This is a genomic window from Mycobacterium sp. 48b (assembly GCF_048282725.1).
Lineage (GTDB): Bacteria > Actinomycetota > Actinomycetes > Mycobacteriales > Mycobacteriaceae > Mycobacterium.
In genome coordinates this window covers 4,450,290-4,466,685 of the sequence record NZ_JBLVUL010000001.1, presented here as the reverse complement: position 1 = coordinate 4,466,685, position 16,396 = coordinate 4,450,290, and the positions used below count along the sequence as shown (strand labels likewise).

General features: G+C 63.3%; 13 protein-coding genes. 10 read left to right on the top strand and 3 right to left on the bottom strand.

Annotated elements, in window-relative coordinates; genetic code table 11:
- Nucleotides 1–29: 29 nt before the first annotated feature.
- From ACNQR1_RS21910 to ACNQR1_RS21890, 5 genes are all read left to right on the top strand, one after another.
- Nucleotides 30–2,897 carry an RND family transporter gene (locus ACNQR1_RS21910; RefSeq protein ID WP_418047817.1) on the top strand — a complete coding sequence of 956 codons (2,868 nt, stop codon included), beginning with the start codon at nt 30–32 and terminating at the stop codon, nt 2,895–2,897.
- A gap of 99 nt (nt 2,898–2,996) precedes the next feature.
- Nucleotides 2,997–3,335: a hemophore-related protein gene (locus tag ACNQR1_RS21905; RefSeq protein ID WP_418050444.1), complete on the top strand. Its 339-nt coding sequence runs from the start codon at nt 2,997–2,999 to the stop codon at nt 3,333–3,335.
- 199 nt (nt 3,336–3,534) lie between these two features.
- Nucleotides 3,535–4,503 carry a sulfotransferase family protein gene (locus tag ACNQR1_RS21900; protein WP_418050443.1) on the top strand — a complete coding sequence of 323 codons (969 nt, stop codon included), beginning with the start codon at nt 3,535–3,537 and terminating at the stop codon, nt 4,501–4,503.
- Nucleotides 4,503–5,888, top strand: coding sequence for a hypothetical protein (locus tag ACNQR1_RS21895; RefSeq protein ID WP_418047816.1), 1,386 nt, complete (start codon nt 4,503–4,505; stop codon nt 5,886–5,888). The genes ACNQR1_RS21900 and ACNQR1_RS21895 overlap by 1 nt, the downstream gene beginning before the upstream one ends.
- A gap of 107 nt (nt 5,889–5,995) precedes the next feature.
- Nucleotides 5,996–7,282: a glycosyltransferase gene (locus ACNQR1_RS21890; RefSeq protein WP_418047815.1), complete on the top strand. Its 1,287-nt coding sequence runs from the start codon at nt 5,996–5,998 to the stop codon at nt 7,280–7,282.
- 39 nt (nt 7,283–7,321) lie between these two features.
- On the opposite strand, the gene ACNQR1_RS21885 is transcribed toward ACNQR1_RS21890, so the two are convergent.
- Nucleotides 7,322–8,110, bottom strand: a complete 789-nt coding sequence (locus tag ACNQR1_RS21885) for a GAP family protein (protein ID WP_418047814.1) — start codon at nt 8,108–8,110, stop codon at nt 7,322–7,324.
- A gap of 413 nt (nt 8,111–8,523) precedes the next feature.
- Between ACNQR1_RS21885 and ACNQR1_RS21880 the strand changes: the two genes are divergently transcribed.
- Together ACNQR1_RS21880 and ACNQR1_RS21875 are read left to right on the top strand one after the other, a co-directional pair.
- Entirely contained in the window at nt 8,524–9,813 is a 1,290-nt protein-coding gene (locus ACNQR1_RS21880; RefSeq protein WP_418047813.1) for a glycosyltransferase, read from the top strand.
- Nucleotides 9,806–10,564: a class I SAM-dependent methyltransferase gene (locus ACNQR1_RS21875; protein ID WP_418047812.1), complete on the top strand. Its 759-nt coding sequence runs from the start codon at nt 9,806–9,808 to the stop codon at nt 10,562–10,564. Before ACNQR1_RS21880 ends, ACNQR1_RS21875 begins: the two co-directional genes overlap by 8 nt.
- Before the next feature lie 36 nt (nt 10,565–10,600).
- On the opposite strand, the gene ACNQR1_RS21870 is transcribed toward ACNQR1_RS21875, so the two are convergent.
- Nucleotides 10,601–11,389 (bottom strand): GAP family protein, encoded by a 789-nt coding sequence (locus tag ACNQR1_RS21870; protein WP_418047811.1) that lies wholly within the window; start codon nt 11,387–11,389, stop codon nt 10,601–10,603.
- Nucleotides 11,390–11,662: 273 nt separating this feature from the next.
- Here ACNQR1_RS21870 and ACNQR1_RS21865 point away from each other — a divergent pair, with 273 nt between their 5' ends.
- The 3 genes from ACNQR1_RS21865 to ACNQR1_RS21855 all read left to right on the top strand — a co-directional run bounded on the left by ACNQR1_RS21865 (nt 11,663) and on the right by ACNQR1_RS21855 (nt 14,952).
- A complete protein-coding gene (locus ACNQR1_RS21865; protein ID WP_418050442.1) occupies nt 11,663–12,574 on the top strand; it encodes a class I SAM-dependent methyltransferase in 912 nt (303 codons plus the stop codon).
- 208 nt (nt 12,575–12,782) lie between these two features.
- A complete protein-coding gene (locus ACNQR1_RS21860; RefSeq protein WP_418031001.1) occupies nt 12,783–13,622 on the top strand; it encodes a TylF/MycF/NovP-related O-methyltransferase in 840 nt (279 codons plus the stop codon).
- A gap of 64 nt (nt 13,623–13,686) precedes the next feature.
- Complete coding sequence (locus ACNQR1_RS21855) at nt 13,687–14,952, top strand: glycosyltransferase (RefSeq protein ID WP_418047810.1); 1,266 nt, start codon at nt 13,687–13,689, stop codon at nt 14,950–14,952.
- Between the two features lie 31 nt (nt 14,953–14,983).
- Here the strand turns inward: ACNQR1_RS21855 and ACNQR1_RS21850 are convergent, their stop codons facing one another.
- The gene (locus tag ACNQR1_RS21850) at nt 14,984–16,390 is read right to left on the bottom strand and encodes a cytochrome P450 (protein WP_418047809.1); all 1,407 of its coding nucleotides are present in this window, start codon (nt 16,388–16,390) and stop codon (nt 14,984–14,986) included.
- Between the last annotated feature and the right edge of the window lie 6 nt (nt 16,391–16,396).

Below are 16,396 nucleotides of genomic sequence, written 5' to 3'. Positions count from 1 at the left end.
GCGTCTTCCTTCTGTGCGGTGAAGGCCGCATGAGCGATCGGCACACAAGCGACCGGCCGCCGTTGATCGCTCGGGTGATCTATCGGCTGTCGGTGCCGATCATTCTCGGCTGGCTGGCGATCATCGCCGTCGTCACCTTCGCTGTTCCGTCACTGGAACAGGTCGGGCGGGAAAGCTCGGTGTCGCTGGTTCCCAAGGATGCGCCGTCGTTTCAGGCGATGCAGCGCATGGGGCAGGTGTTCGGCGAATCCGATTCCGACAGTGTGGCGATGATTGTCTTGGAGGGCGACAAACCCCTCGGCGAGGACGCGCGCAGTTATTACGATGATCTGGTTCGTCAGTTGCGGGCCGATACGAAACACGTGCAGCACGTTCAGGATTACTGGGGGGACTCACTCACCGCGTCGGGTGTTCAGAGTGCCGATGATCTGAGTGTCTATGTCCAGCTGAATCTCGCCGGCAACCAGGGGCAGGCCCTCGCGAACGAATCTGTGGAAGCGGTCCGGGGCATCGTGGCGGGAACGCCGCCGCCGCCCGGGGTGAAGGCCTACGTCACGGGTCCGTCCCCGCTGATCACCGACATGAACCACGCCGGTGACACGTCGATCATGAAGATCACGCTGGTGACCCTGGTGGTGATCTGTACGGTGTTGCTTTTCGTGTACCGCTCGGTCATCACCGTCGTTCTCCTACTGGCCATGGTCGGAATACAGGTGCAGGCGGCTCGGGGAGTGGTCGCATTCCTCGGCGATCACCAGGTTCTGGGGCTGTCGACATTCGCGGTGAATCTGCTGGTATCGCTCGGAATCGCGGTCGGCACCGATTACGGAATCTTCTTCATCGGGCGATATCACGAGGCACGTCAAGCTGGCGAAGACCGCGAAACCGCGTTCTACACCACCTATCGCAGCGTTGCCAAAGTGGTTGCGGCCTCAGGCTTGACGATTGCCGGAGCCATTTACTGTCTGAGCTTCACCCGGCTGCCGTACTTCGAGACGATGGGTATCCCATCCGCCATAGGTATGGCGGTTGCCGTCGCGGTTGCCGTCACGCTGGTTCCGGCCGTCATTGCCGTCGGCGGCCGGTTCGGGCTGTTCGAACCGAAGCGGAAGCTCATGGTCCGCCGGTGGCGGGGGGTCGGCACGGCGGTGGTCCGATGGCCGGTGCCGATTCTGGCCGGGGCGTGCGCGGTGGCGTTTGTCGGGCTGTTGGCCCTGCCCGGGTATCAGACCAGCTACGACGACCGGCTGTATGTGCCCCAAGACATCCCGGCCAATGTCGGATATGCCGCCGCCGAGCGTCATTTCCCCGAATCGCGGATGACTCCCGACATCCTGATGCTCGAAGCCGACCACGATATGCGCAACCCGACAGATTTCTTGGTCCTGCACAAGCTGGCCAAGAACATCTTCGCGGTCCCCGGGATTGCCACGGTGCAGAGCATCACCCGGCCTGAGGGCAGCCCGATCGAGCGCACGTCGATACCGTTTCAGATCAGCTTGCAGAGCGCCGGCCTCCGACAGATCGTGCCGTTCGCGAAAGATCGCATGAATGGCATGTTGAAGCAGGCGGACGACATGCAGAGAATGATCACCCAGATGGAGGGCACTCACAATCTGATGAAGTTGATCGGCTCGATCACCCACAACACGGTCGAGGTGACCGGGGAGACTGCCGAACTTACTGACGATCTGATGGCCACCGTTTCGAATTTCGACGACTTCTTCCGGCCGCTTCGCAATTACCTGTACTGGGAAGGTCACTGTTACGACATTCCCATCTGCTTCGCCATTCGATCAGTGTTCGACGCGCTTGACAGCACCGACCAGCTCAGCCTTCAGATGCACAAACTTCTCAACAACTTGGTGAAAGTCGACGGGTTACAGGCGCAGCTTGTCACTCAGTTGCCGCCGATGATCGAGATCATGAAGTCGATGCGAGCCATGATGCTGACAATGCACAGCACCATGTCCGGAATGATCGCCATCATGGATGAGACGACGTCGAACGCCAGCGCGATGGGCAAGATCTACGACGGCGCCCAGAACGACGACTCCTTCTATCTTCCTCCGGAAGTGTTCGAGAACAAGGACTTCCAACGGGCGATGAGCTTGTTCTTCTCGCCCGACGGGAAGGCCGTCCGACTGATCCTCACGCACCGGGGTGATCCCGGAACTCCCGAGGGCATCTCTCGGGTCGATGCCGTACGGACGGCAGCCGAGGAAGCGATCAAGGTGACGCCGCTGCAGAACGCTTCCATCGACCTCGCCGGAACCGCTGCGACATACAAGGACCTGCGAGACGGGTCGAAATTCGACCTCTTGATCGCGGGTGTCGCGGCGCTCTGCCTGATCTTCGGCATCATGCTGGTGGTGACGCGGAGTTTGGTCGCCGCACTGGTCATCGTCGGTACGGTGGCGCTTTCGCTCGGTGCCGCGTTCGGGCTCTCGGTGCTGGTCTGGCAGCACATACTCGGCATCGAATTGCACTGGCTCGTCTTGGCGATGTCGGTGATCGTCCTGTTGGCGGTGGGTTCTGATTACAACCTGCTGTTGGTATCGCGGATGAAGGAAGAGGTCGGCGCCGGGATCAACACGGGCATCATCCGGGCCATGGGCGGCACGGGCAAGGTGGTGACGACCGCGGGCCTGGTGTTCGCGTTCACGATGCTGTCGATGGTGGTCAGCGACCTGCGCATCATCGGGCAGGTGGGTTCGACCATCGGGCTGGGCTTGTTGTTCGACACTCTGGTGGTACGTGCATTCATGACGCCGGCGATTGCCGCGTTGCTCGGGCGATGGTTCTGGTGGCCGCTGCGGGTCCGTCAGCGGCCCTCCAGTGCGGTCCTTGGCCCGGTGAGCCTTCCTTCCGCCCCACTGGTCAAGCAGGAGGCCTGATTTCGTGCTTTGGCAGACCTGGGCAAATCATGGGTGAGATGGGCCCGACCCGATTACAGTCGGAATTGTCGGGAGCAATGGTAGGGAGGAAGTTTGAATATGTTCCGTCTGTCGTTGACCAGACTGGCCGTCGGGCTCGGCGGCCTGGCCCTGTCGTTGACCGCCGGGGCCGGGATCGCATCCGCAGGGCCCAACCTGGATTCCGCGATCAACACGACATGCAGTTACCCGCAGTTGGTATCGGCACTCGATGCGCAGGATCCCCAGGTTCGTCAGGCATTCGACCAATCGCCGATACTGCAGCGCGGCTTGCGTCAGTTCATCGTCGACCCACCGGAGAAGCGGGCGAGGACGGCCCAGGACGTGGCCAACGCTCCGATGTTTCAGCCGTATCTCGGCACCATCGAGCAGGCGTTCAACACCTGCAACAACTTCTGATCCCGAGATGGGCGTCCCCGTCGTGTGAGGGCGCGGGGCGGCCAAGAGATTGTGCAGCATATGGCAATTCACCACGGCAGCAACGCATCTCCGAATACTCTGCCGTCATGAATCAGAGCCGGTGCAAAGCCGCGAAGCGCGCCGCAGGTTGCACATACGCAAACGGATCGTCGTCGGCGCCGCTCGCGGAGTTGTTCTCGTGAACCCGGCGGGACGCAGTGAGTCCGGGGCCCGCCCGGTCGCCCTGTTCGTGTTGGGTGTGCCTCGATCCGGAACGTCGGCGGTCACGCGGGTGTTGTCCCTGTGCGGTGCCACGCTCCCGACCGGGTTGTCGGGCGCGGACCCGCGCAACCCGCGTGGCTACTGGGAGCCGCGGGCGTCGCTTCATCTCAACAACACGATTCTGCGCAGCCATGGCAGCGCCGTGTTCGATGCGTCATTCCGCCTGCAGGAGGAGGGCGGACTCGATGAAGACCAGAAGGCCACCTGCATCAACAAGATTGGACAGTTTCTCTCGACGCTGCCGTCCGCGCCGCTCGTACTCATCAAGGATCTGCAGATCACGCTGCTTTCCGGTTTGTGGTTCGAGGCCGCGCGGCAGGCCGGCTTCGACGTCGCGGTCGTGAACATGGTGCGTCCCCCGCAGGAAGTGATCGCATCGGGTGCGGCGGACTTCCTGACGTTGCCCGAACTCGGGAGCGCGCTGTGGTTGAAATTCAACTTGTTGGCCGAGAGAGACACCCGCGACGTGCCGCGCGCGTTCGTCGAGTACGCGAACCTCCTCGATGACTGGCGTCGGGAGGTGAAACGGATTTCGGTGGCACTGGGGATCGATCTGGAGACGCGTGACGAGGCCGCCATCGAGGAGTTCCTCACACCGGACCTTCACCGCCAGCGGCACACCGGCCCGGTGAACGAAACCTTCGGCACCGACTGGATTTCTACCGTCTACGAGGCGTTGCACGCGGCGGCGCGCGACGAACCCCTGGATCAGTCTGCGCTGGACCGCGTCTATGCCGAATATCGCGCGAGCGAACAGGGTTTCCGCAAGGTCTTCGAGAACTCCGAGCGCCTTCACAAGCTCAACCGATTCATCCGGCCATCCATCCTGAAGTTCCGCTACGAGGTCGTTGCGATGGCTCACCGCCGGCGGGGAACGTGGGCCTGATGGGACCACTCCGCAATTCCAAACCCTCTGTACGACCGGATAATCGGCTCGCATTGGCAGACGAAGCGCTGTTGGCAGAGCATCACGCTGCCGGCATGAACGTGGTCATCCAGGTCACGTGGCTCTATGACCGTGCTGTCGATCTCGATGGGTTACGTCGTTTCCATCATTTTCTCGGTCAGGGATTGCTGGGTCGTCGTATCGAACGCCCGGCACTGCCGATCGCCCGGCATCGGTGGGTCGCAGATTCCGGACCGTCAGACATCGACATCGCCGAGTCTCCCCGCTCGCGCACGGAATTCAGTGACTGGGTCGATGAACGTTCCCAGCTTCCGGTCGATGCGGAATCGGGTCCGGGCTGGCACATCGGTGTCCTTCCCCTCGATGACGGCTCGACCGCGATCAGCCTGGTACTTTCGCACAACCTGATTGACGGCCTCGGGCTCGCGCTCGTCATAGTCGAAGGGGCTGTGGGTAAGACCCGCGATCTCGGGTACCCCCCGCCACTGTCACGAACACGAATGCGTGCGTTGGGGCAAGATGCCCGACAGACGGCCCGGGACGTGCCGAATGCGGCTCGGGCTCTTGTCAGTGCGGTGAGATCGGCTCGAAAGCAGACCCGCGCCGCGGCTGAGGAACACCGTTTTTCCGTACCACGGCCCGAGCCGGCCAAGGCGGCCGGCGCCGATGAGGTTGTCCTCGTGCCTGCCCTCACGATCTACGTCGATCTGGATGACTGGGACGCGCGAGCGGCGGATCTCGGCGGAGCGAGTCATACCTTGGCCGCGGCCTTCGCTGCCAAGTTCGGCGAACGTATCGGGCGGGTACGCGCAACGGATGGCGCCGTCACACTTCAGATTCCGATGAGCGACCGCACCGATGAGGACGACACACGCGCGATGGCACTGTCATACGCCCGCGTCACCGTCGACCCGACACAGTCCGCCACCGATCTGCGTGAAATCCGGGCTGCCATCAAGCAGACGCTGCGGACGTTGAAAGAGACACCAGACGAGTCGAAGCAACTCCTGTGGCTGCCGTCATTTGTGCCGAAGCGAATGCTGAAACAGATGGTGGCCAAGGCACCGGCCGATCCCGACCAGCCGGTGTTTGCATCTCACCTCGGCGATTTGAGCTCTTTGATCAGCCAAGCCGACGGCACCGTATCTGCCTTCGCCAACGCGCGCACCACTGGGCAACATGAATCGCGGCAGTTGCTCGAGCGAACAGGTGGCCGCGCCGTCATCCTCTCTGGACGCATCAGCGGCAAGATCTTCATCAGCATCGGCGCCTATCAGCCCGGTGCGGAGAACACCACGTGCGCTTTGCGTGAACTCGCCGCGAAAACGATGACTGATTTCGGCCTAACTGGCGAGATTCACTGACGTACACGTAAAACCGTGAGTACCCTTTACATTTCGACCCCGAACATCCGGTGTTACAGCGTTGTTCGCAACAGGTCGACCGGAGATCTCATGTCGGAAGAAGCGCTATGAAGTTGGTGCTGGCGAGCTATGGAACTCGCGGCGATGTGGAGCCTTGCGTCGCGGTCGGTTGCGAGTTGCTGCGCCGCGGCCACGATGTCCGGTTGGCGGTCTCACCGGACCTGGTGGGTTTCGCTGAGGCGGCCGGCCTTCCGACTGTCCCGTATGGGCCGGACACCGCGGTCTGGTCGGATGCGCATCGAGACTTCTGGATCCGATTCTTCGGCAATTTCTGGAAGGTCCGCGAACTGGCCAACCTGTGGCGCGAAATGCGCGAGATCGGGGAGTCCGTCGTCCAGTTCTGGGAGGAGATCTCTGCGACCCTGAAGTCGCTGGCCGAGGGGGCTGACCTGCTCATCACGTTTCTGAATTTCGAGCCGCCGGCCGTGAATGTCGCAGAGTATTACGGTATTCCGTTGGCTACGGTGCACGTCTCACCGGTGCGCCCCAACGGCCGGATGCTCGGATTCCTGCCGCCGGCGTTGGGGCGCTACGCACTGATGGTGTACGAGTGGGCCAACTGGCGCGGGGTGAAGAAGTTCGACGATGCACAGCGCCGTCAACTGGGCTTGCGTAAGGCGACAGTCTCCTCGCCGCGGCGTATCACCGAGCGCGGATCACTGGAAATTCAAGCCTACGACCAGGTTTGCTTTCCCGGACTGGCCACAGAATGGGCGAAGTGGAATGGCCAAAGACCTTTTGTCGGAGCACTGACGATGCAGTTGACAACAGCCGGCGATGACGAAGTCGCTGCATGGATTACCGCGGGAACACCGCCGATCTTCTTCAGCTTCGGCAGTACCCCGGTCAAGTCTCCCTCCGACACGCTTGCCATGATCGAGAACGCCTGCGCGGAACTGGGTGAGCGGGCACTGGTGTGCGCCGGCTCGAGCGACTTCAGCCAGGCGCCTGATTCCGACCGAGTCAAGGTCGTGGACACGATGAACTTCGCGGCCGTGTTTCCGGCCTGCCGCGCGCTCGTACACCACGGTGGCATGGGCACCATGTCCGCGGGGCTGCGCGCAGGAGTTCCCATGCTGGTGTACTGGACGGCCCTCGATCAGGCGATCTGGGCCTCTCGTGTCAAACAACTGAAAGTTGGCCTGGGCCGGCGCATCTCGGCCGTCACCAGCGAAGCACTCGTCGCCGACCTGCAAACGATTCTCGATCCTGAGTATGTCGCCCGGGCCCGTGGGGTAGCTACGCAGATGACCAGACCGGACGAAAGTGTCGTCAACACCGCAGATCTCCTGGAACGTTTCGCCATCCAAGGCTTCTTGACCGACGTCGGCTAGACCCTCGTGCGGCCGGCCAGGTCAGCATCGGGGCTCAACTCAGATGATGCCCAAGCCCTTGACAACCTGCAGTAGCCCGATCATCACGAAGATTCCGATCATCACCTGGCGGCGGTTGGCCAGCGCCCAGTCGTGCACCGGCTGCAGCACCGCTTGGGTTCGCACCGGTGCGATCAGGTGACTCACCACCGCGACCTCGAACACCGCGAACATCGCGAGGACGAACAATACGACGGCGAGGATCTGCGTTGCCGTCGACGCCCCCGAGGATACGACGGTGGTCGCTACGAACAGAACCAACGGGAATCCCGGCAAGAAACCCATGCCACACACCAACGCCACCCACAAAGCGCCACTGTCCCAAGCCCTTTGAAGACGCCCGAACAGCCGCCGAATCGCGGACTTGCCTTCCGGCAGACCTTCCAGACCGGCGAACGGCGACGAGATCGGGGCCGGCTTCTCGGCTTCCAGCACCTGGTTGGAGGAGTTGCCGCTCGGTGCCGGCACCTGCGCGCGCCGACGCACCCAGAAACGCACTGCGATCAGCGCAGCGACCGACAGCACCAGCACACCCATGCCGAGTTGTATGTGCCGGGTCGCGGCGCTGGCAGCAGGGGCCTGAGGGCTGAACAAGGGGGCGCGGTGCAGCAACACCACCGGGACCACCAGCGCCGGAATATTCGTCGTGAGGCAGCCGATCCAGCACACGAGCAGGTTCTGCACTGGACGCGGACGGGAGATCACGAGGAGGATGAGGGCCAGCAGGGCGGGATTGAACGCCATCACAATCGCCATCCCGAACAGTGAGCCCCACACGGCCCGGGACACTACCTGCTGGTTGTTTGTATTTTGCGGCTTTCGAAACCCTCGCGATCTTGATATGGCATACCCAGCGGATATGAGAGTTGGCTATGAGCCGCCGGGCGCCGCTCACCGTGCACTGAGAGTGCTTGGCGTCGTTTCGGTTTGATGCCACCACAGGTGTGCTTGACGGTACGTCCGACTACCCGCTATCGGACCCGCCTCGTCAGCGCCAGGGAGCCGGGAAAGCGTACTGCCGGGGCATCGGACGGTAGTGCCCATCGACTGATGGATCCATTTGATCTTCACCGGACCGTGCGAGTTGTTCCGCTGGATCCAGCTGCTCAGTTTTGGACCGGAACCGGCAGGGGATCGGGATAATGACCGGTGTCTCTGGGCGCCCCAAGGGCGCGACAACTGAAAGGCACGAGGTCTCCGCGATGAAATTTGTGCTGGCTTTCTACGGAACTCGCGGTGATGTCGAGCCCGGTGTTGCGGTCGGCCGTGAGTTGCTGCGCCGCGGACACGACGTACGCATGGCCGTCTCGCCCGATCTGGTCGAGTTCGTCGAGGCGGCCGGCCCGGCGGCCATCGCTTGCGGGCCCGATGTCCGCGTGTGGCAAGACCTCAACCGCGATTTCTGGGCGCGCTTCTTGCGCAAATTCTGGCAGAACTTCTGGCGGGTGCGGGATCTGGCGGGGCTGTTGCGGGAGGAATGGCATCTCTTCGACCAGTACTGGCAGGAGGTCAGCAAGACGCTGATGTCGTTGGCGGATGGGGCGGATCTGCTGTTCACCGGTGTGATCGGCGAGGAGGCCGCGGGCAACGTCGCGGAGGCCTGCGACATTCCGTTCGCGATGCTGCACGTCTTCCCGCTACGGCCCAACGGCCGGCTCGTCCCTGCCCTCCCGGCACGGTTGGCCCGCGCAATGATGAGGACCTCAGAGTGGCTGAGCTGGCCGATGATGAAGCGCCTCGAAGATCCGCAGCGGAGGGAACTGGGCCTACCGAAGGCCACCGGCCCCTCCGCGTGGAGGGTCGCCGAGCGCGGCTCGCTGGAGATCCAGGCCTACGACGAGATCTACTTTCCCGGGCTCGCCGCCGAATGGGCCCAATGGGAGGACCAAAGGCCCTTTGTCGGCGCTCTGACAATGGAGTTGCCGACAGACACCGATGACGAGATCGCTACCTGGATTGCCGCGGGGACACCGCCGATCTGCTTCGGTTTCGGCAGCATGCCGGTCGATTCGGGCGCTGAGACCCTGGCAATGATCAGCGCCGCGTGTGCGGAGCTGGGCGAGCGGGCGGTCGTCTGCGCCGGCGCGAGTGACTTCAGCGACGTCCCGCATCCCGACCACGTCAAAGTGGTGGACACCATGAATTACGCGGCCGCCTTTCCCTCCTGCCGCGCAATCGTGCACCACGGCGGTGCGGGCACCACCGCCGCTGGTCTACGCGCCGGCGTCCCCACGTTGATCCTCTCGACCGATCTGGACCAGACGCTGTGGGGTGCTCGAATCAAACAGCTGAAAGTGGGTACCGCCCGGCGCCTTTCGGCTACCACCCAGAAATCGTTGATCGCAGACCTGCGCACGATTCTCGAGCCGCAATATGCGACTCGAGCCCGCGAAGTCGCAACCCAGATGACCAAACCCGCCGAAAGCGTCGCTGCCACCGCCGACCTACTGGAGAAGTTCGCCCACGTCAGGCAAGTGGGTCTACATGGATAGCGGAACCCGCGACATCGCGAACATGCCCCGGGGCGGACCAGATGCGTCCTGGCTGGACCGGCGATTGCAGACCGACCGGCTGGAGTACCTGGATCGCGACGACGTCGACGAGCTGAAACGCAAGGTGATGGATTCACTCGACCGTGCGGGACGACGGCGGGGGATCGGTATTCACGAGAAGTGCGCCCGGATGGTGCTTCGCGAGGTGGCCGAAGTGCCCGCGCCGAAAATCCTCGAACTCGGCGCCGGCCTCGGCGGGCTGTCGCGCAAGCTACTGGACAAGCATCCGACTGCTCAGGTGACGGTCACCGACATCGAACCCGCGTTCGTGGCGGGCATGGCAGAAGGCGACCTCGGCAGTCACCCACGCGCCACCGTGCGGCAGATGGATGCCACTGAAATCGACGCGCCGGAAGGCTATTACGACCTCGCGGTGTTCGCGTTGTCGCTGCACCACCTGCCTCCTGAGCTGGCCACCCGAGTGTTCGCCGCAGGTACCCGGGCGGCGAAGAAGCTCCTGATAGTCGACCTTCCCAGGCCACCCGCGCCCCTGCATATCGCGTTGTTGGCGGTGGTGCTTCCGCTCGTCAGAATCTCTCCGCTGCAACACGACGGGTTCATCAGTTCCTTGCGCGCCTACAGCCCATCGGCTCTGCGTGCGCTGGGCCGTCACGCCGACCCGTCCATCACGGTCGAGTTTCGGACCCGGCGGGGTTTGGGACCCACAGTGGCGGTTGCCAGTCGCTCTTGACCCGGCGACACCCGGATAATGGCCGTCACCTGCAGGTCAGATGCTGTTCAGACCCTTGGCGATGAGCATCGTGCCGGCCAGCACGCACATGGCGACCAGGATCTTTCGATGATGGGCCCACGCCCAATCGTGCAACCGTTGCACGATGGCTTCGGTTTTCGCAGGTGCGACCAGATAGCTGACGAGGACGACCTCGACGACCGCGAGCATCCCGACGACGAACGCGATGGTCGCGGTGATCTGCGTACCTACCGCAGCTCCCGACACCACGACGATCGCAAGCAGGAACAGCGCCACGTCAGGAGGCGCACCGGCAAATGAGAAGCCGATCACGAACGAGACCCATAAAGATCCGTCTTCCCACGCGTCGTGGCCGCGCCGCAACAATCGGCGGAATACCGAGCCGCCCTCTGCCGGGGCATCCTGCGCGCGGGCCAGGAGTCGTGAGACCGGTGTCGACGTGTTCGCGTCCGACACCAGGGTCGACGTCCCACCCTCCGCAACCGGCACCGCAGCCCGCTGGCGCACCCAGAAGTGCACGGTCAGCACCGTGGCAGTGATCAGCGCGACCGAACCCATGCCGATTTGTATGTAACCGCCCGTCGAGCTCTTGGCCCATGATTCCGCGGTGGACTTGAACATCGGCGTGAGGTGCAGCAGCGTCAGCGGGATCACCAGCGTGGGAATGGTCGCCGTCACACAACCCGCGCCGAACATGAGCAGGTTCTGCACGGGTCGCGGCCGCGAGATCACGAGAAGGGTGATGCCCAGGCGCATGGGATCGAGCCCAACCAGAACACCTAGCGCCAGCACCGAACCCCACACCGCCGAAACACTACTAGGTTGCTGCCGACTGTCAGCAGTTTTGAAGGCATAGTTGCGTCGAGGGTCCCGATGCACCAAAGTCGGCTTGCCAGAGCTAACTTCGCCCGCGTGCCGGATCCGGTGGCGTGCCGGTTTCGGCACGGGCGGCCTCGGCAAACGCTATGCTTCGCCGGTGGCGTGGAGTTCTCTGAGGTTGGACGGGTGAACGCGGTTCAGAAAGATTGCCGACTGTGCGGATCGACCGGTCCCCATCGGGCGATCGAAGTTCGCGAGATGATGTTCGGAACTCGCGAACTGTTCGAATATTTCAGTTGCGCCGACTGCGACACGTTGCAGATTCAGGACGCGCTCGAGGGCGACGAGCTCATGCGCCACTACCCGCCAAACTACTACTCGCACAACGCGTCGGCCCAACCGAGTGCGTTTCGATGGCTGGTCACCCAACACGATGCGCACAAGCTGAACGGCGGCGGCAACCGGATGCTCGGTGCCCTGATCTCGGCGCGGATATCTGAGGGCATCTTCCGCGTGCTTCTCGGAGGAGACGTCATCAGGATGCTTGCTCAACTCGAAGTCGAGCGTGACGCACGAATTCTGGACGTTGGGTGTGGCACCGGTGAGCTGCTCGACCGGATGAGCAGAATTGGATTCAACAATTTGCTCGGTGCTGATCCGTTCATCGCGGCCGACGGCGTGTCTGCCGAGGGTGTGCCGTTGATGAAGCGCGATCTGAGCGCTGTCGAGGGCAAATTCGACCTCTTGATGTTCAACCATTCCCTCGAGCACGTTCCCGATCCGGTGGCGACACTGCAAGTTGCGTACGAGAAGCTCGCGGTGGGCGGGATGTGCCTGGCTCGTGTGCCCACGACCTCGTCAGAAGCGTGGGCCACCTACCGGGCGGACTGGGTGCAGGCTGATGCACCGCGGCACATGGTCATACCGTCACGGCAGGGAATGGCAATGGCGGCCGAGAAGGCCGGACTGCGCGTGGTGCAGACGTTTGACGATTCGAATCTGGGCCAATTCCTCGGCAGCGAAGCCTATCGACGCGATGTTGCGGTGACCGATCCCAAGATTCTGCGAATGTTCGGTCCCAGGCAGCTGTGGGAGTGGGAGAAACGCGCGTTATCGCTCAACCTGCAGCAGCGCGGAGACCAAACCGGGTTTGTGTTGCAGGCGATGTGAGACGTCGGACTGCTGGAAATCCGCTCTGCCGCAACCAAATCTAGCCGGCTGCGTTAGGCGACCCTTCGTTGGTCTTGGTGCATCGTCCGCGCAGCGCCCGCCGAGCCAGTTATTGAATCCGAATCAACCGAACCGTGCCGATTCCATGCCCGTTCGAAGCTAGAGTCATCCAAACCATCTGGACATACAAGCTGGGGGCTCTTTTCACGTGACCGATCTCGACGTTCGATCTCTGTACCTCGACCTGATCCGAGGCAACCTCACCAGGTACGGGATGCACGAGCGAATGCCCGCGCAGTGGACACTGCGGCGACGTCTCTACTTCAAGACCCTCAATCGCATGATGGTTCGCGGCGGGGCGTATCGACTCGCCCGCGCCACTCCGAACGAGAATCGCAGCACGCTCGTCCAGCACAAGCGTGACCTGGGCATCGATTGGCCGGCGGAGGCCGAGACGATGATCGGAATGCAGCGGCTCACCAGTCTTCAGCATTGCGTCGAGACTGTGCTGGCGGAGGACATCCCGGGCGACCTGATCGAATGCGGAGTGTGGCGCGGCGGGGCCTGCATCCTGATGCGGGCCGTACTGGCTGCCTATGGCGATGAGACGCGAAGTGTCTGGGTGGCGGATTCGTTCGAGGGCCTGCCACCGGCAGACCCCGAGAACTACAAGGCGGACAAAGGCCTCAGAACACAGAGCCTTGCCGGGATCCTCGGTGTGTCCGAAACCGAGGTCAAGGCAAACTTCCAGCGCTACGGACTGCTGGACGACCAGGTCCGCTTTCTTCCCGGTTGGTTCAAGGACACCCTGCACGATGCGCCGATCGATCGCATCGCTGTGTTACGGGTCGATGGCGATCTGTATGAATCTACGATCCAGGCCCTTGAGGCGCTCTACCCGCGGCTGTCTCCAGGGGGCTTCTGCGTCATCGACGACTATCACGATCTGAAGCCGTGCCGGGAAGCCGTCACCGACTACCGGGCGGAGCATGGGATCACCGCCGAGATCGTCGACATAGACGGGACCGCCGTGCTGTGGCGCAAGTAGCGCAGGCGCGGCCGTTGCGGCCATTGCGCAGGCGCGCAAGGTAAGTGAGAGGCCAGAGTCCACGATGAAATTCGTCCTCGCGAGCTACGGCACACGCGGTGACATCGAGCCGTTGGTTGCCGTTGGCCGGGAGCTGCTCGGTCGCGGACACGATGTGCAGATGGCCGTCCCGCCTGATCTGGTTTCCTTCGCCGAGGCGGCTGGGCCGACGGCGATCCCGTATGGGCCCGATCTGCAGGCTGTCCTGGATTCACACCGCGACTTCTGGACCCATTTCTTCCGCAATTTCTGGAAGGTCCGGGAACTGATCAGGTTGCGGCGCGAGGTCGTCGAGCCCTTTCATCAGTGCTGGAAGGACATCATCGCCACATTGACGTCACTGGCCGACGGTGCCGACTTGCTGTTCACCGGCGTGAACTTCGAGGACGCCGCGGGCAACGTTGCCGAGTATTACGACATCCCGTTGGCCACTCTGCACCTGTTCCCGTTACGGGCCAACGGCCAGTTCGTACCGTATCTACCGGCACCGTTGGGCCGTTCAGCGATGAAGGCCTCTGAGTGGGTCGCGTGGCGCAACGCCAAGAAGGTCGAGGGCATTCAGCGCGGTGAATTGGCGCTGCCGAACGCCACATCACCTTCACCGTGGCGGCTCACCGAACGCGGTTGCCTGGAGATCCAGGCCTACGACGAAGTCTGCTTTCCCGGCCTCGCCGCCGAATGGGCTCAATGGTCTGATCAACGGCCCTTTGTCGGTGCGTTGACGATGGATCTACCCGGCGATTCCGATGACGAGGTCGCTTCCTGGATCGCCGCGGGAACCCCGCCGATCTTCTTCGGCTTCGGCAGCTTGCCGATGGAATCCGGCACCAAGACACTCGCGATGATCAGCTCGGTCTGCGCGGATCTGGGCGAGCGGGCGTTGGTGTGTGCTGCCGGAACCGACTTGAGCGACGTCCCGCAGTTCGATCACGTCAAGGTCGTCGGCGCGATGAACTACTCGGCCGCTTTCCCCGCCTGCCGCGCCGTCGTTCACCACGGGGGACTGGGCACTACGGCCGCGGGGCTGCGTGCAGGCGTTCCCACGCTGATCCTGTCGACGGATCTCGATCAGACGCTGTGGGGCAGGCGGGTGAAAGAGCTGAAAGTAGGTACCGCCCGCCGCTTTTCGGGAACCACCGAAAAGTCGTTGGCCGCGGATCTGCGCACCATCCTCGACCCGCAATGTGCTGACCGCGCCCGCGAGATCGCAGCGCAGATGACCAAGCCTGCCGAAAGCGTGATGGCCGCCGCCGACCGCGTGGAGAAGCTCGCCGCCCTCGGCAGCCCGTGACCGACGTCGAATCAGTTTCGCGGCGCCGTTACTACTGCGAGTCGTGTGACCCGTGAGCGCTGGCGGGGCAGTGTGTCGGGGCCATCGGCGCCTGTGATGGCGGTGTGGCGTCTCTGATCGCGCGAACGTGGATCACCCCGCCGCGATGCGGCACGAACGTGACATGTTTCGGCCGCTGCTTCTCGTCGGCCGCGGTGGTGGTGCTCAACTCGACCCTGCGGAGGATCTCACGTAGTACGAGCCGTATCTCGACCATGGCGAAGGTGGCACCGAGGCAGCGGCGGTTTCCGCCGCCGAACGGCAACCAGGTCGTCGGGCTCAGGGTGGTGCCGAGCATGCGATCGGGGTCGAACCTGCCCGGATCCGGGTACACCGTGGGGCTGGCATGCACGAGCCCGATCGCTGGGTCGACCATGATCCCCGCGGGAAGCCGGTAGCCGCCCACCTCGACCGGCGCCTTCAGCACGCGGCCCGAGCTGAACAGCACCGGACGGATCCGCAGCGTCTCCTTGATCACCGCGTCGAGGTACTCGTCACCGGCAGGATCGCCCGCAGCGCTGGCATCGGCGGCCTGCACAGCCTTGGCCAACGCCACCGGGTGGCGGGTCAGCCGCTCCAGCGCCCAGGACAGGGCCGTCGCGGTGGTCTCGTGCCCGGCCGCGATCGCCGTCAGCAGCTGGTCCCGCACTTCGCTGTCAGACATCACGCGGCCGTCTTCGTCGGTGGCGCGGACCAGCATGGCCAGCACGTCGGTGCGTTCGGCGAGGTTGGGGTCGGCGCGACGGTCGGCGATCTCGGCATAGAGCAGGGCGTCGGTCTCCGCGAACCGCCGGCCCACTCCTCGCCACGGGTGGTGGCGCCGCAGACTCGGCTTCGTAATCGCCGGTGTTTCCCACGATTTCATGTAGAGCAGTCGCGGCACGACCTTGCGCAACGCGGCCAGCCGCACCGGGTCACTGGCGCCGATGACGGTCCGCAGGATCACTTCCAGCGTGATCTCCGTTGTCTCGGGTGCCACCGGGAAGCTCTTGCCAACCTGCCAGCCGGCAATATTCGCTGCGGCGATCTCTGTCATCTGAGCAGCCTGGTTTGCGACGGCATCGCGATGAAACGCCGGCATCGTCAGGCGACGCAAGCTGTGGTGTGCGTCCTCGTCGAGCACGAACAGCGAGCTGTCGCCAAGAAGTCCACGGAAAAACCAATGCGCTTCGCCGGAATGAAAGACCTTGGGGTCACCGGCATACACCGTCTTGATGTCAGCGGGATCCGCGAGGTACACGACCGTGCCCGACAGCGGAATGCGGAGCGTGAACATGTTGCCGTAGCGCCGTTGGCATCCTCTCAGGAAGCGCAAACCGTAGCCCGCCATCAATGCGGACTGCACCACCATCGGCAGCGGAGGCCCAGGCGGCAGTGCGGTTTTCACGGTATCGCTCACTTCTGC